Origin of the sequence: Cohnella xylanilytica, from assembly GCF_014212175.1 — a bacterium.
Lineage (GTDB): Bacteria > Bacillota > Bacilli > Paenibacillales > Paenibacillaceae > Cohnella > Cohnella xylanilytica.
The window spans coordinates 1-26,216 of sequence record NZ_JACJVR010000020.1 but is presented as its reverse complement, the minus strand read 5'-3'; the positions used below and the strand labels follow the sequence as shown (position 1 = coordinate 26,216).

The 26,216-nt window shown below is 60.1% G+C and carries 24 protein-coding genes and 1 tRNA gene; 14 read left to right on the top strand and 11 right to left on the bottom strand.

All coding sequences use genetic code 11. The annotated features are described in order from the left end of the window. Nucleotides 1-137: 137 nt before the first annotated feature. The gene (locus H7B90_RS06425) at nucleotides 138-2,228 is read right to left on the bottom strand and encodes a phage/plasmid primase, P4 family (RefSeq protein WP_185135037.1); all 2,091 of its coding nucleotides are present in this window, start codon (nucleotides 2,226-2,228) and stop codon (nucleotides 138-140) included. Between the two features lie 64 nt (nucleotides 2,229-2,292). Between H7B90_RS06425 and H7B90_RS06420 the strand changes: the two genes are divergently transcribed. Continuing rightward, nucleotides 2,293-2,607, top strand: a complete 315-nt coding sequence (locus H7B90_RS06420) for a hypothetical protein (protein ID WP_185135036.1) — start codon at nucleotides 2,293-2,295, stop codon at nucleotides 2,605-2,607. A gap of 305 nt (nucleotides 2,608-2,912) precedes the next feature. On the opposite strand, the gene H7B90_RS06415 is transcribed toward H7B90_RS06420, so the two are convergent. From H7B90_RS06415 to H7B90_RS06390, 6 genes are all read right to left on the bottom strand, one after another. Then, nucleotides 2,913-3,362, bottom strand: a complete 450-nt coding sequence (locus H7B90_RS06415; RefSeq protein WP_185135035.1) for a toxin-antitoxin system TumE family protein — start codon at nucleotides 3,360-3,362, stop codon at nucleotides 2,913-2,915. Then, on the bottom strand, nucleotides 3,349-3,972 hold the full coding sequence (locus H7B90_RS06410) for a MerR family transcriptional regulator (protein WP_185135034.1): 624 nt from the start codon (nucleotides 3,970-3,972) through the stop codon (nucleotides 3,349-3,351). Before H7B90_RS06410 ends, H7B90_RS06415 begins: the two co-directional genes overlap by 14 nt. Before the next feature lie 440 nt (nucleotides 3,973-4,412). Continuing rightward, entirely contained in the window at nucleotides 4,413-5,249 is an 837-nt protein-coding gene (locus H7B90_RS06405; protein ID WP_185135033.1) for a hypothetical protein, read from the bottom strand. Between the two features lie 86 nt (nucleotides 5,250-5,335). After that, nucleotides 5,336-8,182 (bottom strand): DUF8487 domain-containing protein, encoded by a 2,847-nt coding sequence (locus tag H7B90_RS06400; protein WP_260410815.1) that lies wholly within the window; start codon nucleotides 8,180-8,182, stop codon nucleotides 5,336-5,338. Nucleotides 8,183-8,347: 165 nt separating this feature from the next. Beyond that, the gene (locus tag H7B90_RS06395) at nucleotides 8,348-9,541 is read right to left on the bottom strand and encodes an MFS transporter (protein ID WP_185135032.1); all 1,194 of its coding nucleotides are present in this window, start codon (nucleotides 9,539-9,541) and stop codon (nucleotides 8,348-8,350) included. A 221-nt stretch (nucleotides 9,542-9,762) separates the two neighbouring features. Further along, nucleotides 9,763-10,350 (bottom strand): TetR/AcrR family transcriptional regulator, encoded by a 588-nt coding sequence (locus tag H7B90_RS06390; protein WP_185135031.1) that lies wholly within the window; start codon nucleotides 10,348-10,350, stop codon nucleotides 9,763-9,765. Nucleotides 10,351-10,503: 153 nt separating this feature from the next. On the opposite strand from H7B90_RS06390, the gene H7B90_RS06385 reads away from it, so the two are divergent. Then, nucleotides 10,504-11,553, top strand: coding sequence for a M4 family metallopeptidase (locus H7B90_RS06385; protein WP_185135030.1), 1,050 nt, complete (start codon nucleotides 10,504-10,506; stop codon nucleotides 11,551-11,553). A gap of 281 nt (nucleotides 11,554-11,834) precedes the next feature. Here H7B90_RS06385 and H7B90_RS06380 read toward each other — a convergent pair whose 3' ends face one another. Continuing rightward, a complete protein-coding gene (locus H7B90_RS06380; protein WP_185135029.1) occupies nucleotides 11,835-12,146 on the bottom strand; it encodes a hypothetical protein in 312 nt (103 codons plus the stop codon). A gap of 219 nt (nucleotides 12,147-12,365) precedes the next feature. Here H7B90_RS06380 and H7B90_RS06375 point away from each other — a divergent pair, with 219 nt between their 5' ends. After that, nucleotides 12,366-12,779, top strand: coding sequence for a pentapeptide repeat-containing protein (locus H7B90_RS06375; protein ID WP_185135028.1), 414 nt, complete (start codon nucleotides 12,366-12,368; stop codon nucleotides 12,777-12,779). Between the two features lie 139 nt (nucleotides 12,780-12,918). After that, nucleotides 12,919-13,050, top strand: a complete 132-nt coding sequence (locus H7B90_RS32765; protein WP_260410811.1) for a hypothetical protein — start codon at nucleotides 12,919-12,921, stop codon at nucleotides 13,048-13,050. Nucleotides 13,051-13,505: 455 nt separating this feature from the next. Here the strand turns inward: H7B90_RS32765 and H7B90_RS06370 are convergent, their stop codons facing one another. After that, nucleotides 13,506-13,949 (bottom strand): Hsp20/alpha crystallin family protein, encoded by a 444-nt coding sequence (locus tag H7B90_RS06370; protein WP_185135027.1) that lies wholly within the window; start codon nucleotides 13,947-13,949, stop codon nucleotides 13,506-13,508. A gap of 60 nt (nucleotides 13,950-14,009) precedes the next feature. Next, nucleotides 14,010-14,426 (bottom strand): DUF2203 domain-containing protein, encoded by a 417-nt coding sequence (locus H7B90_RS06365; protein ID WP_185135026.1) that lies wholly within the window; start codon nucleotides 14,424-14,426, stop codon nucleotides 14,010-14,012. A gap of 419 nt (nucleotides 14,427-14,845) precedes the next feature. Between H7B90_RS06365 and H7B90_RS06360 the strand changes: the two genes are divergently transcribed. The 10 genes from H7B90_RS06360 (at nucleotide 14,846) to H7B90_RS06315 (ending at nucleotide 25,397) form a co-directional block, all read left to right on the top strand. Next, complete coding sequence (locus tag H7B90_RS06360; protein WP_311772693.1) at nucleotides 14,846-16,546, top strand: CocE/NonD family hydrolase; 1,701 nt, start codon at nucleotides 14,846-14,848, stop codon at nucleotides 16,544-16,546. A 21-nt stretch (nucleotides 16,547-16,567) separates the two neighbouring features. Next, nucleotides 16,568-17,326: an HAD family hydrolase gene (locus H7B90_RS06355; RefSeq protein WP_185135024.1), complete on the top strand. Its 759-nt coding sequence runs from the start codon at nucleotides 16,568-16,570 to the stop codon at nucleotides 17,324-17,326. Next, a complete protein-coding gene (locus H7B90_RS06350; RefSeq protein ID WP_185135023.1) occupies nucleotides 17,323-18,966 on the top strand; it encodes an ABC transporter substrate-binding protein in 1,644 nt (547 codons plus the stop codon). The genes H7B90_RS06355 and H7B90_RS06350 overlap by 4 nt, the downstream gene beginning before the upstream one ends. 70 nt (nucleotides 18,967-19,036) lie before the next feature. Next, on the top strand, nucleotides 19,037-19,984 hold the full coding sequence (locus H7B90_RS06345; protein WP_185135022.1) for an ABC transporter permease: 948 nt from the start codon (nucleotides 19,037-19,039) through the stop codon (nucleotides 19,982-19,984). A gap of 15 nt (nucleotides 19,985-19,999) precedes the next feature. After that, the gene (locus tag H7B90_RS06340; protein WP_185135021.1) at nucleotides 20,000-20,809 is read left to right on the top strand and encodes an ABC transporter permease; all 810 of its coding nucleotides are present in this window, start codon (nucleotides 20,000-20,002) and stop codon (nucleotides 20,807-20,809) included. Nucleotides 20,810-20,848: 39 nt separating this feature from the next. Then, nucleotides 20,849-21,916 carry an ABC transporter ATP-binding protein gene (locus tag H7B90_RS06335; RefSeq protein WP_185135020.1) on the top strand — a complete coding sequence of 356 codons (1,068 nt, stop codon included), beginning with the start codon at nucleotides 20,849-20,851 and terminating at the stop codon, nucleotides 21,914-21,916. After that, nucleotides 21,903-23,054: an ABC transporter ATP-binding protein gene (locus H7B90_RS06330; protein ID WP_185135019.1), complete on the top strand. Its 1,152-nt coding sequence runs from the start codon at nucleotides 21,903-21,905 to the stop codon at nucleotides 23,052-23,054. Before H7B90_RS06335 ends, H7B90_RS06330 begins: the two co-directional genes overlap by 14 nt. 18 nt (nucleotides 23,055-23,072) lie before the next feature. Further along, nucleotides 23,073-23,909: a putative phosphoesterase gene (locus H7B90_RS06325; RefSeq protein ID WP_185135018.1), complete on the top strand. Its 837-nt coding sequence runs from the start codon at nucleotides 23,073-23,075 to the stop codon at nucleotides 23,907-23,909. A 147-nt stretch (nucleotides 23,910-24,056) separates the two neighbouring features. Then, a complete protein-coding gene (locus tag H7B90_RS06320) occupies nucleotides 24,057-25,211 on the top strand; it encodes a glycerate kinase (RefSeq protein WP_185135017.1) in 1,155 nt (384 codons plus the stop codon). Between the two features lie 109 nt (nucleotides 25,212-25,320). Then, nucleotides 25,321-25,397 (top strand) — tRNA-Pro (locus H7B90_RS06315). 96 nt (nucleotides 25,398-25,493) lie between these two features. On the opposite strand, the gene H7B90_RS06310 is transcribed toward H7B90_RS06315, so the two are convergent. Then, complete coding sequence (locus H7B90_RS06310) at nucleotides 25,494-26,045, bottom strand: hypothetical protein (RefSeq protein WP_185135016.1); 552 nt, start codon at nucleotides 26,043-26,045, stop codon at nucleotides 25,494-25,496. Between the last annotated feature and the right edge of the window lie 171 nt (nucleotides 26,046-26,216).

Here is a 26,216-nt window from a genome sequence, read left to right as displayed (position 1 = left end):
CACATACAGAAAACTCCAAAGGAGTTGGTTCACATTCATGAATCTGGCGCCGGCCCCCCTTTCTTTTTCTTTCTCTGTAGAAGGAGGAGGAACGACGATAAAGAGAAAGCGCCCCTGTCGGGGCGCTTAACTCCAGATCATGAGGCAACATAGGTGATGCCGAGCCACAATTCAGGGCCAAGATACTTCCGTCCCGTCGAGAGATCGGGCACCTTCTCCAGGAGACGCTGATTGAACTTTTTCTTCGTAGTTGCTTTCACGCCATTTTCCTGGCACCATTCCACGTATTTATGATAGAACTCCTTCCGGGGGTAGTTCTCTTTCGCATCTATTTTGCAGCATTCGGCGAGGAATCCGGCGATGTTGTCGGCCTCCTGCATGTACTTCGTCAGCGCTTTCTCCAGCGACGGCCCCGTCGTAAAGCCCTTCTGCTGATCCAGTCTCCGCAAGGCTTCAAGAGCGAGATTGAGGAGTCCGCTCAACTCTTCACCGCTCGTCAGGCGATCCAGCAAATGGGGATCCTGTCTCCCCTCGAATGAGTACGGAAAGGGAATGACGATCCAGCGACGGAAGAAGCCGTTCGATACATCGCTGCTGGTCGGCGGAACGTTGGCGGAGAAGATGAGGCGGGCGAACGGCCGGAAGTCGAAACCGTCCTTTCCCTTGTACTCGGCGTTAATCCGGTCTTCACCGGTGAGCGCTTTGAACGTCGAAGACGTATCCAAGCCTTTATGCGAAATATCCGCGAATACGTTGATCAGTTTGCCTTTCAACTGTACGACCTTGAATTTATCTCGCTCCAGTTGGTGCAGCGGGACGTTGGACACATTGGAGAGACCGACAAACTGTTCGAGCAACTTCAGTAACGTGCTCTTGCCGTTGGCGCCAGTACCGTGAAGCATGAACGCCTTCTGAAAACGGTTTGTCGGAAGCAGGCTATACCCGAACAATTCATATAGGGTCGCTACGACATCCGCGGGGACGATCTCGGAGAAAAACTTTTTGACTTCGGGGCACTTTGCATCCGGGTTGTAGGTGACAGGAATCTGAATCGAGGAAAAGCGATTCGGGGTGTGCGGCAACAACTCGCCGGTGCGCCAGTTGAGCAGGCCATTCTGGACGTTGATATAGTCATCCACTTCGTTGAAGGCTTGGATGGGCTCGCCGAACAACTTCGTACGAATCCAGTCCATCGTTTCGTTTACATAGGCTTGCCGGTACTTACTTCCCAGGAGGTCCAACGCTTTCTTGCGGAGTTTGGCATCCCCGCGGGCCTGGTAAACGCCCCCGTCGTATGTGTAGAAGTCGGAACCGTTGACGCAGGAGGGCATCAGTTCAAGCAACTTCCGGCCAAGTAGGACAGGTTGGAACCTTCCGTTTTCGAAGAAAGTCTCCGGATCCATGGCTGGCTCTTGTTCCTTGGGAGCGACCTGTTCGACAGGGGCTTCACCGACAATGCGCTTCAATTCATCAATGGTCCTGCCAGAAGCAAGCCAATCTGATACATCCCCGCTTTCCGTCAACCCCGGCAACGGGACAATCTTGATCGTCTTCGCCAGATTGCGGAGCAAGGCGGCGACTTTATCGGCGTGCTCACGTCCGGGCTCATCGTTGTCCGGAAGAATGACAATTGTGGCGTCTTTGAACGGCTGATTGAATTCTTTGTGATTAGGCCAACTACCAGCGCCGCACGGATTGGTGGTCGCCGTCAGTCCATGTTCATGAAGGGTGTCGGCATCCTTCTCTCCTTCTACGATGAACACCGTCTCCTGCGCCTGAACAGCGCGGATGACATCCGGTAGCCGGTACGGTATCTTCGTTTTAGGGCCACCCATGTACCATTTCCCATCCTGCCAATGATACTGATATACCTTTTTGTTCTTACCCGAGCCGTCAATTCCAATCAGGTGAACAGGATTCCCATCTGCATCCGTATAGACATGTTCTCTCTCGTGTTCCCGATACTTTTCACGCCGACTGTTCATGACCTTCGTATCTTGGTTGTTCTTCTGCTCCATCCGCGGGACATGAAGTCCCAGCCGCTTGGCAAACGCTTGGGCATTTCCTGAAGCGCCACAGCCAAAGCAATGAAACGTTCCGTTATCCCGATTGACCGAGAGGGAGGGATTTTTGTCATCATGGAAGGGAAAATTTGTTTTACCTTCGTTGCCATTCCAACGAATCGGTGACTCCAGCGCATCTTCGTAGAATTGTGAATAGTCATTCATGGTGTAGTTACCTCCATCTTATGAATGGACCGCTGGGCCCTGGCGGTCATAAGAAGAGGCTGGAGTGGATAAGGGCGGCATCTGGGCCGCCCCTCCCCAATTACGCGGCTTGTTTAACGAGGTTATCCCATTCGTCTTTCATCTGCTTTACAAAGCAGCACATACAGATGCCTTGATCATCCATATGAATGATTTCCGAGTAGGCAAACGTCATGAAGCCATGAATGCAGCGGTCAATATATGCCTTATCCTTGCCGAGCCGCTTGGCCAACTGACGGAACTTCAAGAACTTGACTGTGGAAACTCTCTCTTCGTCATGGATCCAAGTTACCTTGACACAAACGTCACATTTCACATTTCTCCTTTATTGAGGGGATGAATGTTGGGCTCACTTGCGAAACCCAATAAAGGAGTTTGAAGACACAACAAAGAAAACTGCGCGGGTCAAGTATTTACTGAATCGTGCAGGTAGTGAGAACCTCCTTGTTTCGGAATTCAATGCAGCCAAAGGCTGGCTGCCATAATATAATAGGAATTTAACGGCCGAAATGCCGAGGGTGGGTCAGTTAGAGGGTATTCGGAGGACATCTTACAATTTCGATTATAAGGAGGCCACCCACCAAAAATCCAATGTTATCACATAAAAATTTATCGACAGTATTCGACAAGCCACAACCTCAGTATTCACCTTGGCCGTGGCTTGTCCGTTTGTTTCTGCTTTGATATCTCGATATGCATTTGAATGGTTTCCATTATCGTATACAAGTCGTGATGACCATAATTGGGTAACCGCCGCTCTTCCGTTACCCCGACGGGCTTATGATGCATATGATCGGGTTCCGTTACTGTCTGGTGCTGTTTCTGTTCATGAGGTTCGTTATGCCATTTCCATTGATGGCCCCGTTGATATTCCCAATCATACTGGTACTTCTTCTTTTTCCCTGTCTTGGTATCGACAAGTTCAAACACCGTCATATAAGTGTCATCGACGAATTTAATCGTTTTGTGTACAATTGCCCCTCTGCTGGGTTCTTCACCAAAAAACCCATCTTCTATGGAGTCGATTATGTCAGGAAAAGAACGCTTCAAGAAATCAAAATTTGTTCCGTAAATGTCCTGGTTACTTCGCTTCATTCATATCCCTCAACTCATCAAGCAAGGCCAGCCAGATTGATGCATCCCGCTCTTCTTGTGCGGTGCGTTCCGTTTTGGCTCCAAGTGTCATCTCGTACGTGCCTCCGTGCTTCTTCATGAGCCGGGAGATCTCATCCAGCACTGCGTCACGATGGTCAACCGCATCGTCAACTTGCTGCTCCTGCAATTGATGCTCATACATGGCAACCACTTCTTCAAGTGGAAGTACCTCTCCAGTCCTCATCACGAATGAAACGGTCTCGGGGATGCGGTTGTGCCGATGGTTGCCCTCCCGCTTATAACCCAAAAATCTTCCTTCATCAATCCATTTATTTATCGCCTGGACGGATACCCCGAAGATACGAGCCAATTCCCCGGTCGAGAATGTCCGTACAGGTTTTGCTTGGTTAACGGTTTCTGCCATGAGGCGAATTAGACCTCGAAGGTCTTTCCGAAATGCAATTTGCTTGCGTGGATTGGTTATGACGATGTAATCGTGCAGCACGTTGCTTAAGGCACGATAAAATTCCGGGTCGGCTTGTTTGATCGTATGCTCCAATACCTGATCGCTCTTCTCGATGACCAGTTCGACTTCCTGCTTTGTAGACATGAACATCACCTCTTGCCTCCATTCTACCAAACTTAAACCAAAACTTCAACATAAGTTAAACCGAAACTTAAACTATTGTATGCCCCATTGTTTCCAACCATAACGGTTTTTATCCCTACAAATGAAAAAAAGCACAAGAGCACTCGTGCTTTACGTTCCACTCGGACACGAGCCCGAGCGACAATGACCAAGCCCTTGAACCTCGGTTTACCGTCTGCTATGATATTGATGACTGTGGGAGCCGGCATAAGACTGTCCGTCATCTCATGCGTCAACATTCCAGTCATATCAAGGCTTTTCGGGTTTTCGCAGGGGAGCGACAGTTTCCTAAACTGCAGGTCGTACGTTCGAATCGTATCGGGCGCGCCAGTCCAATAAAATGTTCAAGAACCGCACTCGTGTGCGGTTCTTTTTGCAGCTCGCAGCGATTCCATTCGGCGCTAATGGTTTGTCTGTCGCTCAACGGAACGTCGGGCCAGGTAACAGAGGCCGATGACGATGCAGCAGCACGCGGAGTAAATCGCAACGTAGAGCCATAGCGGAATAAAGACCTTAAGAATACCGAACCGAATCAGAAAATAATGGGAGGTCGCGATCACGGCGGCTGCGGCAATCAGCCAGCGCCAATTCCTCAGCCAGAAGATCGAGGCTGTTATCAGCGCGGTTTTCATAAGTCCATACAGGGTCGTAAAAAACGTATCGTCGCGATAGATATCCTTGAATATCCCCGGCTCGAACAGCCGAAGCCCGCTCAACATAGGGAAAAAGACAAAGGTATACACCAAGGCCAGCGTATAGACGAAGAAGGAGACGGCTCGAATCGGCCGGCTTCCTGCATAGAACCGCCGTATCCACCACCTCGTTAACGAGAAGTAAAAAAGCAAGGAGGCTATCGTATACGGGATTCTCCACCAATGATGCTCGTAAATGCCCAACCGCAAAAAACAAAATTCGATTCCCCCGAACAGCAAAGAGAAGAACGCGATCCAGCGGAAGCGGAGCTGGAAAACGGCGATCAAGGCAGCGATCGTCGGGATCGTGAAGGTATTGGAGACGGACGCCCCGATCATGTTGTCCAGATAGCGGATCGGGGTAATCCGCGGTTTGTATTCATAGGCGGCGAGTACGACGACGATAACGATCTCGAAGATGTAGATCATGCCGGCGAACGACAGGTAGGCGACGAAGGTCCGATATTGCTTCGTTCGCGCGAGCATCCAGACGAGGACCGCCGTGGAGAGGATAATCAGAATGAGATAAGGGACATAGTTAGGCACAGGTCTAAACCTCCTGAACCTTACTATGTCCCTTTACAGTTGCTGCCATGCCGCAGCGGATATCCCTTCCGCCGCATCGGCCATCGCTAGAACAGCCTTCGCAGCTCCTCCGCTTCTACCTCGACCTGCGGCTTGAATGCCTCGGATCGCATATAGCGGCTGAGGCCGAATAGGAACTGCCGTCCTTCCGGCGTCTCCCGAACCCGATCGGCGTCGAGCGCGCACGCGAGCAGCTTGCCCTTCAGAACCCGGCACTCGAACAGGAAGCCCAGCTTGTGGTTCCGCTCGAAGTTGTCGATGGTCCGGACGATCGGCGCAAGTTCCGGCGGAAGGTCGTCCAGGATGAACGACCGGGAATGCATAACGAGGCTCCACCACGGGTAGGTAGAGTGCGTCTCGCTGGGGAAGTCGGCGAGAGCCGGGTGCCCGTTCTCGATCAAGAGGCCCATCGTTCCGATCGGAGTCGGCTTGCCCATGCTCTCCGAGATCGAACGGAACATCGGATAGCACCAGAAGTCGGTGCAGTACGTCCCTTCGATCGCCCGCGACACGCGATTCGGCTTGGGCATGAGCAGCACGTTGGCCCCCCGCTCCAGAAGCCGGAGCACGTCGTCGCTAAGCTCCTCCGCCCAGTGGATGCCTGCCCAATCGGCCGCAACGGCCGTCTCCTTCGGATAGATCCACAGATCGTAGGTCTTGCGTATGTCCGTGTTCGCCACTTCAAGGGCGAAGACCGCCTTCGTCATCGCGTCCACGGAAGGCAGCTCGAAGCCGAGATCGGCGATATCGATATAAGCCTCGCCGTCAGGCGCCGACGCCCGAGCATGCCCGCTCGCGATTGCGCCCTCGGAGGTTCGCATCTCCCAATGAAGCTCGATAGGCCCAAGCGGCTTCCGGCGATAGTAGGCGAGCTCGACATGCGCGTCGAAGCGCTCGCCCGACGCGTAGTTGAACTTCTCGAACCGGGCGAGCAGCACCGCATCAGAGCAGTAAGTTCGCCATTCCTCCGGCGTTACGAGCCCTTTGCTGTCCATGAAGGCGTCCAGGATGCCGACCAGCGCGGTGCCCTGGCCGCTGAAGTCCTGCAGATCGAGCAGTTGGAAGCCCGCGAGCTTCCGGGATCGGAAGGCGGCCTCCAATTCTTCCTTGTAACAAGCGACGGCCAGTTGGCCGGAGTTGATAAAATATCGTTCTGCGAGAGGACCCATCCCCTTAGCTTCCAGCCGGTCCCGGAACGCCTCCAGGTTCCGCGCCTTGAGCGAACCCGTATACTTCTCGATCTCGGCGAACCTGGGGAACGTGGCGTACTGCCCGATCTCGTGCGAGATGACCGGGATGCGGGGAATGAGCTCTTCTTCGGCTGCCTCTGCCCGCACGGTCCGGGTCTCGGTGCCGTATTGAATCTGAATGGCGCTTCCCTTGCGCTCTTGATCTTGGTCCTGCTCTTGCTCTCCCTCTCCCGCTTCCGTTCCGCCGCCGGAAGGCCGAATCTGCTCGTCGTAGTCCTTGAGGGTGCCGGGCCGATCGGTCTGGACGTGGCCGAGAGGCGCGTCGCACATCGCATACGAGCCTCGGAACAGGCGGTCCCGGGAGAAGCGGACGCCGCAGTAGAAGTCCTCATGGGGCGATATATACGGCGCGAACTGGAAGTTGTTCGAGCCTTGCGTATACAGACGGCGATCGTCATGCGACTTGTACGCTTGAAGAATGGCATCGATCCGGCTTTTGCTGCCCCATAGCTCGTTGCCCAGCGACATCATGACGAACGATGGATGATTGCCATAAGCCTCCAGCATGGCGAAGCCCTCGCGGATCAGATAATCCTGTTCGGCCGGATGATGCCTCTCGTCGGACTCGTCCGTGACGGTGCCCCAGAACGGGAGTTCCGGCTCCATGTAGATGCCGAGCATGTCGGCGGCGATGAACGCGGCCTCCGGCGGGCAGCACGTATGGAAGCGGTAATGATTGATCCCGTAGGATCGGGCGATGCCGAGAATGCGCAGCCACTCCTCCACGGAGGTCGGCGCGAACCCGGTCAATGGGAAAATCAACCCGTCATGCTTGCCCCGCAGAAAAGTGCGGACGCCGTTGACGGCGAATTTGTCCCCGTCCGCCTTGAACTCCCGCAGCCCGACGATCGTCTCTTGCGAGTCCAGCGTCTCGCCGTCCGCGTTCTTCAAGCGGACGGTCATCCGATAGAGATAAGGCTCCGCATCGCTCCACAGCCGGGCTTCCTCTCCGAAGTCGAATCGAACGGATACGTCGCCCGAGCCGGAGTCGAAGTCGGACAACGCGTATTCCCGCTTCCCCACGGCATGCTCGTGGCCGTTGAAGCCCGCCGCCGAGACGGTGAGGAGGCTCCCGCCGCCTCCAACCCGCCGAGCTTTAACGACGACCGACCGGTCCGCTGCGTTCGGATAAACCTGCACGTCCCGCAGGTACGTCTCGCCGGCGAACTGCAGCTCGATTCGGCCCGTAATTCCGTTCCAGTTGGTCTGGGTATCCGGAGACGTTAAATGGCCGCCCTTGGTCGGATAGCCGGTATTGTCGACCCGGATCGTAATCGTATGCCTGCCCGGGGCTAGCAGACCGGTCGCCTCATACAGATGGGGCGTGCTCAGACTATTCCGCGTTCCCGCCTCCCGGCCGTCGATCCAGACGGTGGTCACTCGCGTCCGTTCCAAGTACAGATGAGCCGTCATACCCGCCAGTTCCTCGGGAATGTCCACCTCTCTCGAGAACCAGGCCCAGCCCTCGAACCGGTATTCGTCCGTCAAGTGCCCAATCTCGACCGCATCGTTCCGCGCGCCCTTCCGCGCATGCGAAGTCGTTCCGGGCAGCTCCATCTCATCGTCGAACGGCAGCCGCAGTCCGCTCTTATGCTCATCAAGCTGAACCTTCCATGGTCCCGATAAGTCGATCTTCGTAAGCAACGATCTCCCCCGCCTTCTCCTTCATAATCTCGCTTCGGATCCGCACTCCATCTTTCTATCATATAGGAGGTTGAAAAGCGTATCCATGAGACGGCGATTGGATTTCTATCGTTCTCGTTTGGAGCTGCGGGGTCATCTTCGAAGATGGACGATTGGCCTGCCGATTTACGCGCAGGATTTGCCCGTCTCGGCCGCGGGCGGGGTCTCCGTCGCAGTCGCCTTGCCCTTGTTCAAGTAGGGAAGCAAGGAGAGCAGTCCGATTGCGGCCAATCCCGCTCCGACCCAGAGCGGCGACGCCAGCCCCATGCCGCGGTCGATGGTCATTCCCCCGATCGCGGAGCCGACGACGATGCCGAAGTTGACGACGGACACGTGGAACGTGCTGACGAGCGGGCCGCTGTTCGACACGCGCGATACTCGCGTCACCATGGCGGGATTCATCGTGACCCCGGACAGCCCGATGACGACGACGGCCGCGACGGCGATAACCGGAGAGGCGGCGAACACGCCGAACAGGACCAAGGCGGCGGCCAGCACCGTCAAGCCGATGATCAGAATCGGCATCATATACCGGTCGGCCAGCCGGCCGGTGACCGTATTGCCGACGACGGTCGCGACGCCGTATATACCGAGCAGAAGGGGCACCATTCCGGCGTCGAAGCCGGCTAGGTCGGTCAGAATGGGCGAGAAGTAGCTGAAGGCGGCGAACGTCGCGCCGATGATCAGCATGCTGGTCGCATAGGCCGCCCATAGATGCCGGTTCTTGAACGCGGCCAGTTCGCCGCGGATGCTGACCGAAGCCGAGTCCTCCTTGGGCGAGCTCGGGATGAGGAACAGCCCCATCAGCCCGGATACGAGCACGAGGACGTCCACCGCCCAGAAGCTGGAGCGCCAGCCCCAGTGCTGGTCGAACAGCATCGCGGCCGGCAGCCCGACGGCCGTCGCCACCATCAGCCCGCCGAGCACGATCGAAGCGGCGCGGCCACTCTGCTCCGGACGGACGAGCGTCAGCGCGATGGCGATCGATACGCCGAAGCAGGCCGACGAGGCGATCCCCGTGAGGATCCGCGCCGCCATCATGAGCTCGTAGCTCGGAGCGAGCGCTCCCAGCGTTTGGCCGGCCAGGAAGAGGAAGGCCAGGGTCAGGAACGCTTTTTTGCGAGGAACCTTCAGCAGTCCGATCGTCAGCAGCGGCCCTCCGACGATCATTCCGGCCGCATAGGCCGAGATCAAGTAGCCGATCGCCGCGACCGACACGCCGAACTCCTCGGACAACGACGGCATGATGCCCGCCACCATAAATTCGGACGTGGTCATCGAGAAGATCATCAAACCCAGCACATAAATCGCGAGAGGCAAAGCCAACAACTCCTTTATAGGTTTTGATTTTTTTGTAATAAACAGTACAAAAATAGGCGCGCCATCCCCTCCTTGCCTTAGTTATGCCAGACTCGGATTTGTAACGAATAGTACAAAATTGGCCCCGAAAAAGCCGCGTCCCTCCGGCAGCATTCCGCTTCCGACTGCTTCCGAAGTAAGCGCAGCCCCAAGTCCCCGACACGGCTTGCTTCCCCATGCCTCTAGAAGATGGCGGCCAAAATTCCGTCGACGATCCGCGCGGTCAGCTCGCGATTCATCGTTCCCGAATGCAGCACCCGAAGGCCGTAGTAACTGCTCAGATAAAGGGCGGTGAGCTCGCCCGCGTCGCGGTCCGCGGGAATCTCCCCGTTCGACTGCCCCTCGGTCATCGCTTCTTCGATCGCCCGCTCCAGCAGGTTCACGTGTTGGTTGAAAATCCGCTCCACGGACGGGTCGGACTTGCCCCGCTCGGCCGAGGCGTTGATCAGCAGGCATCCCCGGTCCTTCGCCGCGGAATTCTCCCGGATCTCCCATTCCAACAGCTCTCTCAGCCGTTCCTTCACCGGCTTGTCGGCCTTCAAAATATCCAGTTGGGTCGAGATCCCCACCTGATGATAGCGGGCAAGCGCCTGCTCATACAGCTCGTGCTTGCTTCCGAACGCATTGTACAAGCTGCCCCGGCCCAGTCCCGTCTCCTTGCACAGATCGTCCGTCGAGCAGGCTTCGTACCCGCGGGACCAGAACACCTCGATAGCGGCGTCGATCACGGCGGTATCTTTGAATTCGCGGGGCCTTCCGCTTTTGCTCATCGGGGACGCCTCCTCTTATCCGTTCATTGCTCGTTGCCTCTAGGATATGAATTTTGTATCGATCTGTCAAATATTCTCGCCGTTCCGAGTACGCGATTCCGATTACGCTCATACTCTCTACTGGAGATTAGGCTATCGAAGGAGGAGTGGGCAATGAACGGGAGTTCTCGCAAAGACGGCTTCGTGCCGACGTATCTGTTGGAACGATGGTCGGAGGAAGGGAGCAGGGAAGCGGCGGAGACGCTGGACGAGAGGAGGGTCCTGCGCGAAGAGATCGATTCGTTCGCCCGATCCGGCGCCGGGCCCGAGCGCGACCGGGACGATGACGGCCGCGCGGAACGTATGATTTTCGATTGTCGGAACGTGCCGAAGATCCGGAACAACCTCGTACGCGGCGAAGGGCAGCCGCCGACGCACGACGAGGACGTGAACGCGGCGTACGACAACGCCGGGCATACTCTCGGTTACTTCAAGCACGTGCTCGGCCGCAATTCCGTGGACGATCGGGGCCATGACCTGCGCTTCTACGTGAACTACGGAAGACATTACGGGAACGCCGAATGGATCCCCGAGACGAAGATCATGATCTTCGGAGACGCGGACGGGCGCCAGCTCACCGGATTCGTCAAGAGCCTCGAAGTGGTCGCGCACGAGCTGACGCACGGAATCACGCAGCACGTGAACGGACTGCGTTATACGTTCCAATCGGGCGCGTTGGACGAGCACTTCTCCGACGCGATCGGCAGCGCCGTCAAGCAGCGCGCGAAGGGCCAAACCGCCGAGACGGCCGATTGGCTCATCGGGGACGAGATCGTAGGTCCGGAATTCAAAGGCGTGGCTCTGCGATCGCTGAAAGCGCCGGGAACCGCCATGGAAGACGATCCCCAGCCGAGCCATATGGACGGATTCAAGGACACGGGGAAGTTGGACAACCGCGGCGTGCACATCAACTGCGGCATCCCGAACAAAGCCTTCTACCTGACCGCGCTCGAGATCGGCACCGACTCCGCCGCTGTTCTGTGGTACACGGCTTGGAAAGACAAAACCATCATGAAGCCCGACGCCGCCTTCAGCGACGCCTTCGAGAGCATTCTGAAGGCAGCCGGGCTGTTGACGAACCAAGGCAAACTTCCCGAGATTGCCGTTAAGGCGGTCAAGGAATCGTTCCGCGCGGTAGGCGTCTACAGCTTGGCAAGCGTTTAGACAATGGGCCGATCCGGATTCCTTACGGGTCGGCTTTTTATGTAGGCGTAGCGCCTTGAACAACTCCCGGGAGCGTGATAAGATCGGTTTGTTTTTTTGCCAAAAATTGTTTGAGTCGCCGCGTGGGGAGTGCTTGCATGTCGTTCGCGCCACCGTCGATGTTCCGATCTAATTGGTCTAGCTCCCGTCATACGGCTTCGTCGACCTTGCCGTTCCCGGCGATGAGGCGCTATGAATCACAGCGCGATATTCCGGAGAGGCATAGGGACCTTCTTCCAGCTCTACACGCCGGACGGAGGGCTCTCGGGACCGCTCTTCTTCTTCGAGCATTTCCGGATGTACGCGAATTCGGCCCACCGGAAGAGTAGATGCCCGGCGGAGAAGACGATTCCGAACACCACTCCTTGCCACAGCTTGCCCCATCCTTCCAGCAGCCCGAACAACAAGCCGATTACGATCGGCATCCACAGCGGAATCCACAAGTCCCGCTTGTCCCAGATCGGGGAAGATAGACGGTCGACGAAGTAGTCTTCCTTGCGCAGACGGCGGTTATAGTCGACTATCCAAACGGCCAGGAAGCCAATGCCGTCCAAGTAATCATGATCGCCATCTAGAAGGTTCAGCGGGACAAAATACAAACCTCCAAATACAACCGCATGAATGATATTCAAAAGATAAACGTCCGCACGCCGATGCACGTTCCTTCGCCCTCTCCGTATACATTCTCTTCCATACATGGTACATTTATTTTAGCAAAATGAGTAGATAATCCGCCTAAAAAGAAAGATTTTGGGACCGGAGGAGGATGAATGGTGGAAACGCTTCAATTCGCCGATACCGCGAAGAGACTGGACGTGCGCAACGCTTGCCTGGACGATTCCACGCTCGATAACGTCAGCCTGCAGCGCTGGCGCGTGAACAACGTGACGCTGGCCGGCACGAAGATCACGGACGCGAACCTGAGCGATCTGGAGATCGACGGGGCCCAGCTTGGAGGCGCCTATATCCGCAATATCGGCTTGCCGCCCGAAGGGCATCCGAACCATGTGCCGAACGCCGTGCAGCGGCCGCTCCGATTCGAGAATTGTTACTTGGCCGGCAGCCGGATCGAGGATTGCAACCTGAGCGGAGTGTCGATCAGCATGTGCAACCTGTCGGGCATGACCATCAACGGCATCCTGGTAGAGGATCTGCTGAAGGAGTACGAGAAGGCGCAAGCCAAGTAATATCGACGGCGAAGAACCCTTACCCCATCGGGCAAGGGTTCTCTTCATGATCGCAACGCGATCCCCGCGGTGAACGTATTTATCGAAAAAAGCTTCGGGGAGCGGATAAGTGGAGACTTTCGGAAGAGGCTGCTTGTACATGATCATCGGTATCGTCGTGGTTTCGGCGTTGGCTGTCATCGTAGGCGGCACGATCAACATCCCGTGGATCATCGCCATCCCTCTCGTCATCCTCGCCTTCTGGATCGCATCGAAGAAGAGCAAGCGATGAAGGGGACCGAGCCCGCTCGATAAGACGGATTTTTCCGCTTGTTGGGCGGGTTCGCGGTGCGGATGAGCCGAACAAGACGGGTTTTTCCGCTTGTTGGGCGGGTTCGCGGTGCGGATGAGCCGAACAAGACGGTTTTTTCTGCTTGTTGGACGGGCTTGCGGTGTGGATGGGGCCAACAAGACGGGTTTTTCCGCTTGTTGGGCGGGCTCGCGGCGCGGATGAGCCGAACAAGACGGGTTTTTCCGCTTGTTGGACGGGCTCGCGGTGCGGATGAGCCGAACAAGACGGGTTTTTCCGCTTGTTGGGCGGGTTCGCGGCGCGTTTGAGCCGAACAAGACGGTTTTTTCCGCTTGTTGGGAAACGGCGCCGCGAAGGTAACAAGCGAAAACCCGGAGGGGGCGCCCTCCGGGTCCGATCCATTCGCTTTTCCATCGCTTATCCATCGCTATCCCGGGTCAGTGGAACTCCACGTCGATGCGGCGCTTTGAGTCGCCCTTCAGCTTCGGCATCCGCACTTCGAGCACGCCGTTCTTGTAGCTCGCCTTCACGCCTTCCGGCGACACGTTCGCGGGCAGGCCGACCGAGCGCTGGAAGCGCCCGACGTACCGCTCGCGGCGATGCATGTGCTCTTCCTTCACTTCGTTCACCCGGTTCAGCGTGCCGCTGATCGAGAGGATGTTGTTGTCGATGTCGATGTTCACGTCTTCCTTCTTCTCCAAGCCCGGAATGTCGCAGGAAGCGACGACTTCGTTCTCGGTCTCGTAGACGTCGATGTCGATGCGGCCGAGCCCCTGGCCCCAGCCTGACTTGAACAGGGAATTCTCGTCGGAGAAGAGGCGATCGATCTCCCTCCGGAAATGATCCAGATGGCGGAACGGCTCGTACGGTACCAATGCCATAGGACAATCCCTCCTTGGTCTCTTGCGATCCAAGTATGTATTGCCCGAATCGCACCGAGCTTATTCGGACGGCAGCGGCCTTCTCCCCGCGAACCCGTCCTGCCAGCCGTGGTAATGGGTCGCGCGCTCCTCGCCTTCCTTCCAGCAGATCAGCGCCGCCTCCCCGTTCACCAGGGCCGGGAAGTCGATGAGCCCCGGGTGGATCATCTTGAGCAGCACGCCGTGGCGGCCGAAGTTCCCGATCGCCATCTCGATCTCCATCCGCATGAAGTCGAGCCGCCCTTCTTCCTCGAAGAACGGGTCGCCGCCGCCGGCGGCTCCTCCCCCGGTCCGCGTTCCCGCTTCCGCTTTCTTCTTCCGCAGCGCGATCATCCGCTCCTCGTACTCGTCGGTCATCTCCTGCAGCCCGCGCAGCTCCTCCCGAAGCCGCGGCAGCAAGGCATTGGCTTCCTCCGGCGTAAAAATCCGGTCGCTCATACGTTCCACTCCCCCTCGTTCCGATGAATATCCGCTAGTTCTATCATACCGGAGAGAACAGCGGCGAGCCAAACCCGACCCATCTTTCGCGTAGAGGCGTCCGGGGCGGCGTAGGCTTTGAAGGTTGAAGGTGGAAGGTGGCTGATGGATAACGGTTGAAGGATAACGGTTGACGGTCGCGAAGCACCTGTGCTAGAATCAAACTCATCTTAATTCATATTATTGTACTAGGAATTCTTGTATTGACCGGTCGACCGGAGATGCACGAAGCGGACGCTTCTGTGGCATCTCCTTTTTTTATACCCCGCGATGGAGATGATGAGATGTCCGCAACCTCGACGACAAACGGAGCCCCACCCACAACCGGAACCGGAAGCCCCGGCTCCTCGAGAACCCGAACCGCTCTGGCGAACCTGATCGTGGAGAAAAACGTCTCGGTCCCGATGCGCGACGGAACGCTTCTCAAGGCCGACGTCTACCGCCCGGAAGGGACCGCCAAGCATCCGGTTCTCGTCATGAGAACCCCCTACAACAAAGACGACGCCCAGACGATGAACTACGCGCACCCGACCTGGTACGCCGCCCACGGCTATGTGGTCGTCGTCCAGGATACGCGCGGAAGATGGACGTCGGACGGCGAGTTCCGCCCGTACTCGGCCGAAGGCGAAGACGGCTACGACACGGTGGAGTGGGCCGCCTCCCTGCCCTACGCGATCCCCAAGGTCGGCATGTACGGCTTCTCCTACGTCGGAGCGACCCAATGGCTCGCCGCCGCCGAGCGGCCGCCGCACCTGGCCTGCATCGCCCCCGGCATGATCGGCTCCGACTCGTTCCAGGGCCGCGCCTACCGCAACGGCGCGTTCTCCTTGGCCAGCTCGCTCTCGTGGGCGCTGTTCGCCAGCCAGGACTCCGCCATCCGGCGGAAGCGGCTCGACTGGCTGGCCGAGATCAACGCGAGCTACGCCGGCATCCACGGCCTCTACAAGCATCTGCCGCTAAGCCGCACGCCCGGCGTGAAGAGCGAGCTGTTCCCGTTCTACAAGGAATGGCTGGACCACCCGACGCGGGACGAATTCTGGCAGGGGCAGTCGCTCAAGGACGCCTACGACCGGATCGAAGTGCCCGCGCTCCATCTGGCCGGCTGGTACGACCTGTTCCTGGACGGCACGATCGAGAACTTCCTCGGCGTCCGGGCCCGGGGAGCGACCAAGCTGGCCAGGGAGAACCAGTACCTGCTCGTCGAGCCGTGGTTCCATATGCCGTGGTCGAGGTACGTCGGCGAGCTCGACTTCGGCCCGGAAGCGGCGAACCGGATCGACGAGCTCCAGCTGCGCTGGTTCGACCGGTGGCTCAAGGATGACGAAGACGCCTGGCGCGAAGAACCGCCCATCCGCTACTTCGTCATGGGCGACAACAACTGGGAGCAGGTCGGACAGTGGCCGCCGCTTAAAGCCGTAGATACGCCGTTCTACCTCCGCAGCGAGAGCCGCGCCAACTCGATCAACGGAGACGGCCGGCTGTCCGCCGAGCCGCCCGGGGAGGAGCATCCCGACGTCTACGTCTACCACCCTTCCATTCCGGTTCCCGCCTTGGGCGGGCGTTCCGGCGCGGTGCCGGACCTGACGCCGATGGGGCCGCGCAACCAGCTGCCGATCGAGGTGCGCAACGACGTGCTCGTCTACACCTCCGACGTCCTGACGGAGGACGTCAAGGTCGTCGGCGACCTGCGCGTCGTCTTGTACGCGGCGACGAGCGCGGAGGACACCGACTTCGTCGCCAAGCTCGTCGACGTGCACCCGGGAGGCGCCGCCTACAACGTGGCGGAGGGCATCTTCCGGGCGAGCTACCGCGAGTCGCTCGAACGCCGGGAGCCGGTGCCGCCCGGCGAGGTGATCCGCTACGAGCTCTCTCTCGGAAGCACGGCGATCGTTTTCAAACGCGGCCATTCCATTCGCATCGACGTCACGAGCTCGCTGTTCCCGACCTACGACCGCAGCCCGAACGTCATCGCGAACCCGGGGGACGTCACCGAAGCGGACTTCGCGACGGCGACGCAGACGATCTACCACGACTCGCGTTATCCGTCCCATGTCGTGCTGCCGGTCGTCCCCGCTACATAAACGCCCATCATCGGAGGATTCATGCGCACATCGCTATCGTTCAACAAATCGTTCAACAAGTCGTTCAACAAATCGTTCATCTGGTTCGACCTGGGCTACACGCTGGTGTACCGGCCCAGAGAGCAAGTGTTCCGCCGGTTCCTGGAGGAGAACGGCGCGAGCCGGTCGCTGCGGGACATCGAGATCGCCTACCACCTGACGGATAAGCTGTTCATGCGGGACTATCCGGGCGCCCTCGCCAAGGGAGACGCGAGCTTCTTCCCCTGGTATCTCGGAGTGCTGAACTACAAGCTGGGCCTCGCCTTCGACCTGTTCGAGCAGCACCGGCGGCTCCGCGAGCTTCAAGAGAGCTTCCGCGCGGAGTGGGCGCCCTACCCGTTCGCCGAATCGGTCCTCCGCTCCCTGAAGGAAGGGGACGTCGGCGTAGGACTCATCAGCAATTGGGACGGCACCGCCCGCCAAGTGCTCAAGGAAGGCCATCTGGCCGACTACTTCGACCACATCGTCATCTCCTCGGAGGTCGGCTGCGAGAAGCCCGCGAAGCAGATCTTCCAGCATTCCTTCCGGCTCGCCGGGGTGTCGCCCGAGGAGTGCCTGTACGTAGGCGACAACTATTACGACGACGTCGTCGGCAGCTCGGCCGTCGGCATGGACGCCGTTCTGGTCAACCGGTTCGGCCGGCTCGGAATCGAAGAGATCGCCCACGAGCCGACGATTCCGTCGATTCAGGCTTTGCCCGCCCTATTAGATCTGCCATTCAAGGAGGAGTTATCCCGATGAGAAAATCGTTCAAGCTCTACCCGTCGGCCGCCAAGCTGCTGGCCGTGCTGTTCGCCGCGACGGCCTTCCTGTCCGCGTGCGGCGGCAACAACGCCAACAACAACGGAGCGGCCAGCCCCTCCGGCTCGAACTCGCCGTCCGCCCCTGCATCCGAATCCGCTTCCGCGTCCGGAGAATCGGCTTCGCCGTCGTCCGGAGCCGCGACGGATTCGGCCGGCGGCAAGGACGGCGGGCAAGTCGTCGTCGTCATCCCGCAGGACATCGACTACCTCGACCCGCATCTCGCGGTCGCCGCGGGGACTTCGGAGGTTCTTTTCAATATTTTCGAAGGGCTCCTGAAGCCGAACAGCAAGGGCGAGCTGCAGCCCGCCATCGCCGAATCGTACGAGATCTCGCCGGACGGCTTGACCTATACGTTCAAGTTGCGCGACGGGGTGAAGTTCCATAACGGCAACCCGGTCACCTCCGCCGACGTGAAGTATTCGTACGACCGCCTCGCGGGCAAGGACACAGGCAAGCCGCTTCTCTCCTCCTTCGCCAGCGTCGATACGATCGAGACGCCGGACGACAAGACCGTCGTCATCAAGCTCAAGGAGAACAACACGTCGTTCCTGACCGCCCTGACGTCCGCCGTCATTCCGAAGGATTACCAGGACAGCAACAAGAAGCCGATCGGCACCGGTCCGTTCAAATTCAAGGAGTATGCCGCCGGCCAGAAGATCGTGCTCGAGAAAAATCCGGATTACTACGTCAAGGGCCTCCCCCATCTCGACCAGGTCGAATTCCGCATCATCACCGACGCCGAAGCCGCCTACCTCGCCTTCAAGTCCGGGGAGATCGACCTGTATCCGCGGATCGGCACGGAGAAGCTGGCGGAGCTCGGCGACGAATTCGGCCAGCAGAGCGGTCCGCAGAACCTCGTGCAGGAGCTCGTGCTCAACAACGCGAAGAAGCCGTTCGACGACATCCGCGTCCGCCAGGCGATCAACTACGCGATCGACAAGGACGAGATCATTCAAGGCGTCGCCCTCGGCCAAGGCCTCAAGGTCGGCTCCCATCTCAGCTCCGTCCTGAAGCAGTATTACCAGGAAGGCCTTGAAGACCTGTACAAGACGGACGTCGAGAAGGCGAAGAGCCTGCTGGCGGAAGCCGGCTACAAGGACGGGCTCAACATCACCATCTCCGTGCCGTCCGTCTATCCGTTCCACGTGAACACCGCCCAAGTCATCGCGCAGCAGCTGGAGAAGGCCGGCATCAAGGCGAAGATCGAATCGGTCGAATGGGCCGTCTGGCTGGACCGCATTTACAAGGGCCGCGACTACGAGTCGACGATCATCGCCTTCGACGGCAAGCTGAATCCGTACGACATCCTGAACAAGTTCCTGTCCGACGCGCCGAACGACTTCTTCAACTACAAGAACCCGGAGTACGACAAGACGCTGAAGAGCGCCCTGACCGAAGTCGACGAGACGAAGCGCGCGGACCTGTACAAGAAGGCCCAGACGATTCTCGCGCAGGACGCCGCCGCCGTCTTCATCCAGGACATCTACGCCTCCGTCGCGTACAAGAAGAACCTGGCCGGCTACCAGCTGTACCCGATCTACGTGCAGGACCTGTCGACATTGTACTGGGAGAAGTAAGAGCGCTGGACATTAAGAAAAGCGCAGAACTAACGGGGCCGCCACCCGCGGCCTCCGGGGGAGAGGGAAGATGAATCTCGCATACGCCGCCCGGCGCTTCGTCACCTTGCTGCTCACCGTCTTCTTCGTCATCCTGGTCACGTTCTTCGCCTTCCGGATCATCCCGGGCAATCCGGCGCTCGCCATCCTGGGCACGGAGGCGACGCCGGAGCAGATCCAGGAGCTTGAGGCGAAGCTCGGCACCGACCTTCCGCTCGGGGAGCAATTCCTGCATTGGATCGGAGGAGCCGCCGCGTTCGACTTCGGAGATTCGCTCCGCTATTCGGAGCCGGTGCTGGATCTCATCGGCGCCCGGCTCCCCGTCACCTTCTCGCTGGCGCTGCTGGCGCTGGCGATCACCGTCCTGGTCGCGGTCCCGCTCGGGATCGCGGCCGCCCGGCGGCGGGGCAAGGCGCTGGACCTGATCATATCGGCCGTCACGCAGATCGGCCTCGCGATTCCCTCCTTCTGGTCGGGAATCGTTCTTGTTCTTGTTTTCGGCGTCATGCTCAAGTGGTTCTCGGTCAGCCACTACGTCCCGTGGTCCGAGAACGCCTGGCTGTCGCTCCGCTCCCTGCTGCTGCCCGCCGTCGCGCTGTCCATTCCGCAGATCGCGATCGTCGTCCGGTACCTTCGGACCACGATGCTGGAGCAGCTTCACCTGGAATACGTGCGGACGGCCCGCAGCAAGGGGCTGAGGCCTTCGACCGTCTACTACAAGCACGTGCTCAAAAACGCGCTCATCCCCGTCGTCACGGTCGTCGGGATGAACTTCGGGGAGATTCTGGCGGGCAGCCTCGTCATCGAGCAGGTATTCACGCTGCCCGGCCTGGGCCGCCTGCTCATCACGGCGATCGGCAACCGCGACTACCCGCTCGTGCAGGGGCTCGTGCTGCTCGTCGCGTCCATCGTCATCTTCGTCAACTTCGTCGTCGACCTGAGCTACGCCTGGTTGAATCCCAAAATCCGATTAAGGTAGAGGCGAGAAGAAGCCATGAACTCGGGCAAGAAAATTACGCTATGGATCGGGCTGACGCTTGTCGCCCTGCTGTTCGTCCTGATGGCGGTCAGCCTGTTCTACGTGCCGTACGGCGCGAACGAGATGAATATCGCCGGACGGTTGCAAGCTCCGGGAGCGGCCCATTGGCTCGGCACCGACAACTTCGGCCGGGACATTCTGAGCCGGATTATGGAGGGGACGCAGACGGCGTTTTCCGTCGGCTTTTTTTCGGTTTGCATAGGCTTGGCCGGAGGCTTCCTGCTCGGAGCCGCCGCCGGGTACCTCGGTCGCTGGGCCGACGAGCTTCTGATGAGGGCCGTGGACGCTTTGATGGCTTTTCCCGGTATTCTGCTCGCCCTTATCCTCGTTACGATCTTCAAGCCGAGCCTGGGGCAGACGATTATCGCCATCGGAATCCTGTTCATACCGAGCTTCGCCCGCGTCATCCGCGGCGGCTTCCTCCAGACGAAGGAGGCCGACTTCGTGAAGGCGGCCCGGGGCATGGGGGCCGGGCATGCGGCTTTGATTTTCCGCCACATCGTCCCTCATATCTTGTCCTCCGTCATCGTCACGGCATCGCTCTGCTTCTCGGCCGCCATTCTGGTCGAAGCGGCTCTCAGCTACCTCGGCCTCGGCGTGCAGCCGCCCGACCCGAGCTGGGGCCGGATGCTGAACGAGTCGCAGGCTTACATGAGCAAGGCGCCCTGGTACGCCCTCGCGCCGGGCCTGTTCATCACGCTGACGGTGCTCGGGTTCAACCTGCTCGGGGACGGCATCCGCGATCTGCGGGACCGGCGGGCGTAGGGGTTAGGGTTTATAACGGTTAACAAAGGAGGGATCGTCATGTTGTCAGCGCCAACCGAAGCGCCGCCGCTTCTCGACATCCGCGATCTGCGCGTCGAACTGACGACCGCCCGCGGGCGGTGGCCGGTGCTCGAAGGGATCGACCTGCGCGTGGAGCCGGGCGAGACGGTCGGCATCGTCGGGGAATCCGGCTGCGGGAAAAGCGTGCTGTCGCTCTCGCTGCTCGGCCTGCTTCCGCCGGCGATGCGGATCTCGGAGGGCGAGATCCGGTACGAGGCGGGGCGGCTGCCCCGCGAGGGAGAAGAAGCGTTCCGCCGCATTCGGGGGCGGGAGATCGCGATGATTTTCCAAGATCCGATGTCCTCGCTCAATCCCGCCCTGACGATCGGGGAGCAGGCGACGGAGATGACGCGCCTCCACCTGAAGCTGACGAAGCGGGAAGCCCGGGAGCACGCGGTCTCCCTGTTCCGCAAGGTCGGGCTGCCGCGTCCGGAGGCGCTGCTGAAGGAGTATCCGCATCAGCTGTCGGGAGGCATGCTGCAGCGCGTCATGATCGCGATCGCCCTCTCCTGCGCCCCCAAGCTGCTCATCGCCGACGAGCCGACGACCGCGCTCGACGTCACGATCCAGGCGCAGATTCTCGAGCTGCTGAAGACGATCCGGGAAGAGGACGGGACGGCGATTCTGCTCGTCTCCCACGATCTGGGCGTCATCGCGGACATGTGCGACCGCATAGCCGTCATGTACGCGGGGCAGGTCGTCGAGGTGGGAACGGCGGAGGAGCTGTTCGACTCGCCGCGGCATCCCTATACGCAGGGGCTGCTTCAGGCAGTCCCGACGCCCGCCAAGAAGCGGGAGAAGCTGCTCTCGATTCCCGGCACGGTGCCGGCTCTTCACGAGCGTGGCGCGGGCTGCCGCTTCCATTCGCGCTGCGCGTACGCGACGGAGCGGTGCCTGCTGAGCGCGCCGCCGGTCGTCCGGGTGTCGGGGGCTGGCGGGGGTGCAGGCGCAGGGACGGGGGCAGGCGCGTTGGCGGCGACGGGAGCGCATGCCGTTCGCTGCTGGCTGGCCGCCGAGGAAGGAGGGCTGCCCCATGCCGCAGGTTGAATGCGCCTCTGACGCGAGGGCGGGGGCGAGGGCGGATGCGGTTGCGGATGCATTGGCGGCTGCGGGGGCGGGTACGGGAACGGGGGCGGCACGGACCGATGGAGACGCGCCTTCTTCGGCCGAGTCCCGCTCCCCGTTCGCGGAGAAGCCGCAGGACCCTCCTCTCGTCGAGATCGAAGGGCTGACGAAGCATTACCGGACGGCCGCCGGATTCGGCGGGGCGAAGAGAACGCTGCGCGCGGTGGACGGCGTGTCGCTCGCGATCCGCCGGGGCGAGACGCTCGGCCTCGTCGGCGAGAGCGGCTGCGGCAAGTCGACGACCGGCCAGATGGCCGCGCGGCTGCTCGCGCCGACGGGCGGGCGAATCCTTTTCCGGGGAACCGACGTCGCCGGGCTTCGAGGGCGGTCCTCCAAGGAGCTTCGGAGGAGCATTCAATATGTTTTCCAAGATCCGTACGCTTCTCTCAACCCCCGGCTCCCCGTCTCCCGTCTGCTCGAGGAACCGCTGCTCATTCATCGGATCGGCGACAAGCGGGAGAGAGCCCGCCGCGTCGAAGAGATGCTGGAGCGGATCGGCCTTGGCGGCGGCACCTTCGGGAACCGGTACACGCACGAGCTGAGCGGCGGGCAGCGGCAGCGGATCGGCATCGCGAGGGCTCTTATGCTGGAGCCGGAATTTCTCATTCTCGACGAGCCGGTGTCCGCTCTCGACGTCAGCGTGCAGTCGCAAATTCTGAACCTGCTCAAGGAGCTGCAAGCGCGGCTCGGCCTGACGTATCTGTTCATCTCGCACGACCTGAACGTCGTCCATTATATGAGCGACCGGATCGCCGTCATGTATCTGGGCAAGGTGGTGGAGCTCGCGGAGGTGCGGGAGCTGTACGAGAAGCCGCTGCATCCGTACACGCAAGCGCTCGTCTCGGCCATTCCGGCGGAGAACCGCCGGGAGCGGCGCGAACGTATCGTACTGAAGGGAGACATTCCGAGCGCGTCGGCGGTGCCTTCGGGCTGCGCCTTCCATACGCGCTGTCCGTTCGCGTTCGACCGCTGCCGGGCCGAAGCGCCGGTACTGCGGCCGGCCGCGCCTCATGAGGGGGAGCGGCGGGTGAGCTGCCATTTGTACAGCGGACATCATTAAGGGGAGGTACCGATGAAGATGAGCGCAACGACGAAAATCGGCATCCTGTCGGACCTGCACGTCGATCATAACAACGCCGAGGGGGACCAGACCGTGCAGGAGGCGCTGGCCCGCGTCGCCCGCGAGCGGGATACGGACCTGCTCATCGTCGCCGGGGACGTCTCCAACGACTACGAGCTCACGCTCAACGTCCTGCGCGAGATCGAGGACAAGGCGGGCGTTCCGTGCCTGTTCGTGCCCGGCAACCACGACTTGTGGAACCTCTGGCACCCGGACCGGGATGCCTGGAAAATTCACGACGCGCTGCAGGCGTTCGAGCGGAATCTGTCGGCAGAGCCGTACGAGATCGGCACCGATTGGGTCGTCATCGGCGACTCCGGCTGGTACGACTTCTCGTTCGGCGACCCCCGCTTCGCCCCCGAGAAGTTCGCGGAGATGGAGCATGGCAAGCGGGTATGGAAGGATAAGCTGTACGCGAAGTGGGACCGCTCGCCCGGCGAAGTGAGCGAGTATTTCCGGCTGAAGCTGAAGGATCAGCTGGAGTGGTACCGGGACCGCAACGTCATCCTCGTGACGCACGTCGTTCCCGACGAGAGGCTGACCGTGCCGACTCCGAACGCCGAGTGGGAATACTTCAACGCCTTCCTGGGCAGCCGGAGCTACGGGGAGCTGATCCGCCAGTACGGCGGCTCGGTCAAATACGCGGTATCCGGCCACGTCCACTATCGGAAGAGGCTGCAGGCCGGCGACACGGAGCTGATCTGCAACTGCCTCGGCGACAAGCGGGAATGGCGGCATTCCGAGCGGGCTTACGAGGAGATCGACCGGGCCTTCGTGACGATTACGCTCGATTAGGCGGTCGATTGGCGGGTGCGGTTAGATGGGGCGGTTAGGCGAGGTGGGTTAGGCGAGGTGGGTTAGACGGCCGATCGGAATCCGGATACAATAAGAGACAACAGAGACGATTCGTGATCCGGACGAAAATCGGCGGAGGTGGCACGCGTGAAAATCGTGATCGCGCCGGACAAATTCAAGGGAAGCCTGACCGCGCAGGAAGCGGCTCGGGCGATGGCGCGCGGCGCCGCGAAGGCTTATCCCGGCGCGGAGCTGCGGCTCCTGCCGATGGCCGACGGCGGCGACGGCACGATGGAGTGCCTCGTCGAGGCGACGGGCGGCCGGTACTTGACGGCGCGGGTCCTCGACCCGCTCGGCCGCGAACGCGAGGCGCGGCTCGGACTGCTCGGCGAGGGCGGCGAGACTTGCGTCGCGGAACTCGCCGCTTCCTCGGGCCTGACGCTGCTGAAGCCCGAGGAGCTGGACCCGATGCGCGCGTCCACCTACGGCTTCGGCCAGCTCATTCGGGCCGGCCTCGACGCGGGCGCGCGGCGGTTCACGCTCTGCCTCGGCGGCAGCGCCACCGTCGACGGCGGCGCGGGCCTGCTGCAGGCGCTCGGCTTCCGCCTGCTGGACGGCGCGGGCGCGCCCATCGGCCCCGGCGGCGGGGCGCTGTCCGAGCTGAGGTCGATCGACCTCGGCTCGGCCGACGCCCGCCTGCGGGCGTGCGATTGGGTTGTCGCGTGCGACGTCGACAACCCGCTCACGGGGCCGAGCGGCGCTGCCGCCGTGTTCGGCCCGCAGAAGGGCGCGACGCCGGAGCAGGTGCGCCGGCTCGACGCGAACCTCGGGCATCTGGCGGACGTCGTCGCCGATGCCACGGGCTCGCGTGTGCGCGACCTGCCCGGCGCCGGAGCCGCCGGCGGCGTCGCCGCGGCCTTGCACGCGCTGCTGGGGGCGCGCCTCGTGCCCGGCGTCCGCCTCTGCGTCGAGGCGTCGGGCCTCGACCGCGAGCTGGCGGACGCGGATCTCGTCCTGACAGGCGAGGGCCGCGTCGACGCCCAGACGCTGCGCGGCAAGACCGCCTACGGCGTCGCGCAGGCGGCACAGGCCCGCCGCGTGCCCGTGCTCGTCTTCGGCGGCTCCGTCGCCTCCGACCTGGACCCCGCCGCTCTCGCCCCCTTGGGCGTCGCCGCGGTCGCTTCCGCGAGCGAGCCCGGCATGCCGCTCGCGGAAGCGTTCGCCCGCGCCGCCGAGCTGCTCGAGCGGCGCGTCCAGGAGACGCTCCGGCGCTATGCCGCCGGCGAATTCGGCCCGCGATAAGCCGCTTTCCCCCTGCCGCGTTTTCCCAGCAAAAAAATGCGGCAGACGCCTTTTCTTTTCGAATAGGCTGTGCTATACTATAACTCGTTCGCTATTGAACACAACTTATCGAGACGTGGCTCAGCTTGGTAGAGCGCTTGCTTCGGGAGCAAGAGGTCGCAGGTTCAAATCCTGTCGTCTCGACCATCTACGACATCAACGGTTGCGGGTCCTTTTGACCGCAACTTTTTTGCGTTCAGGGCGATAGTCACAAAGGCACCCAGCCGGGTGCCTTTGTTTGCATTACGACGATTTCTGCGCTTCAAACTCCTGAGCCGGCCCTTCTACATACCAATCCCGGGCTCCACCCTTATTTGTCTTGGAGAGAAGGTCGATCTTAACGACGTTCCCGTTATCCCTCTCCCAGAACAAGATCGCTCTGCCCTCCTCTTTGTTCAGAAGAAGAGCGGGCCAATAATCCCCGACCTGCAAGGCAGCCCGCCGCTCCTTGCTCATAAAAGCGGCATTAAACGAAAAGGCTTCTTGTTGGGCGAGCCCATTCGTGAACTCGATAGCGCCGTCCGCGCTATTGAGGAGTTGCCAACCGTCAGTCCCGCTTCTCTCGTTAGGGAATTTCGAGGCCAGCACGGCTTCCGCTCTAAGCCAGCTGTCTTGGATTTTCTGGACGACTGCTTTATCCTTCATCCGATCGAATATGGGCGTTTTATATTGGATATGGGCACTTCCTTGTTCCATTTTATCCGCCGAAGTGGGCTCTATAGATGCTTCTGTATACTTGGATGCGATCACAACGGCTCCCGTAACGGCAATAGCGATCGCTCCCGTCGCCGCCAATTTTTTGATCTTTATCAGGACCTCCGCCGTCTCTTTTATGGGGTGTATGTTACTTCACCGGCGTATTACCCACATCTTCCATGTATACCCTTATTCTAGACGATTATATCTTTAAAAGGAATTACACAAAGAGCCTAAAATCCGCTGCCTCGTTCTCTAAACATTCCTGTA

Excerpts from the sequence above, each read along its gene's own strand:
- H7B90_RS06355 (WP_185135024.1), top strand. The coding sequence starts at position 16,568 with ATGCGCACATCGCTATCGTTCAACAAATCGTTCAACAAGTCGTTCAAC.
- H7B90_RS06330 (WP_185135019.1), top strand. The coding sequence starts at position 21,903 with ATGCCGCAGGTTGAATGCGCCTCTGACGCGAGGGCGGGGGCGAGGGCG.
- H7B90_RS06425 (WP_185135037.1), bottom strand. The coding sequence starts at position 2,228 with ATGAATGACTATTCACAATTCTACGAAGATGCGCTGGAGTCACCGATT.
- H7B90_RS06415 (WP_185135035.1), bottom strand. The coding sequence starts at position 3,362 with ATGAAGCGAAGTAACCAGGACATTTACGGAACAAATTTTGATTTCTTG.
- H7B90_RS32765 (WP_260410811.1), top strand. The coding sequence starts at position 12,919 with ATGATCATCGGTATCGTCGTGGTTTCGGCGTTGGCTGTCATCGTAGGC.
- H7B90_RS06390 (WP_185135031.1), bottom strand. The coding sequence starts at position 10,350 with ATGAGCAAAAGCGGAAGGCCCCGCGAATTCAAAGATACCGCCGTGATC.
- H7B90_RS06370 (WP_185135027.1), bottom strand. The coding sequence starts at position 13,949 with ATGGCATTGGTACCGTACGAGCCGTTCCGCCATCTGGATCATTTCCGG.
- H7B90_RS06350 (WP_185135023.1), top strand. The coding sequence starts at position 17,323 with ATGAGAAAATCGTTCAAGCTCTACCCGTCGGCCGCCAAGCTGCTGGCC.
- H7B90_RS06385 (WP_185135030.1), top strand. The coding sequence starts at position 10,504 with ATGAACGGGAGTTCTCGCAAAGACGGCTTCGTGCCGACGTATCTGTTG.
- H7B90_RS06365 (WP_185135026.1), bottom strand. The coding sequence starts at position 14,426 with ATGAGCGACCGGATTTTTACGCCGGAGGAAGCCAATGCCTTGCTGCCG.
- H7B90_RS06410 (WP_185135034.1), bottom strand. The coding sequence starts at position 3,972 with ATGTCTACAAAGCAGGAAGTCGAACTGGTCATCGAGAAGAGCGATCAG.
- H7B90_RS06340 (WP_185135021.1), top strand. The coding sequence starts at position 20,000 with ATGAACTCGGGCAAGAAAATTACGCTATGGATCGGGCTGACGCTTGTC.
- H7B90_RS06345 (WP_185135022.1), top strand. The coding sequence starts at position 19,037 with ATGAATCTCGCATACGCCGCCCGGCGCTTCGTCACCTTGCTGCTCACC.
- H7B90_RS06335 (WP_185135020.1), top strand. The coding sequence starts at position 20,849 with ATGTTGTCAGCGCCAACCGAAGCGCCGCCGCTTCTCGACATCCGCGAT.
- H7B90_RS06325 (WP_185135018.1), top strand. The coding sequence starts at position 23,073 with ATGAGCGCAACGACGAAAATCGGCATCCTGTCGGACCTGCACGTCGAT.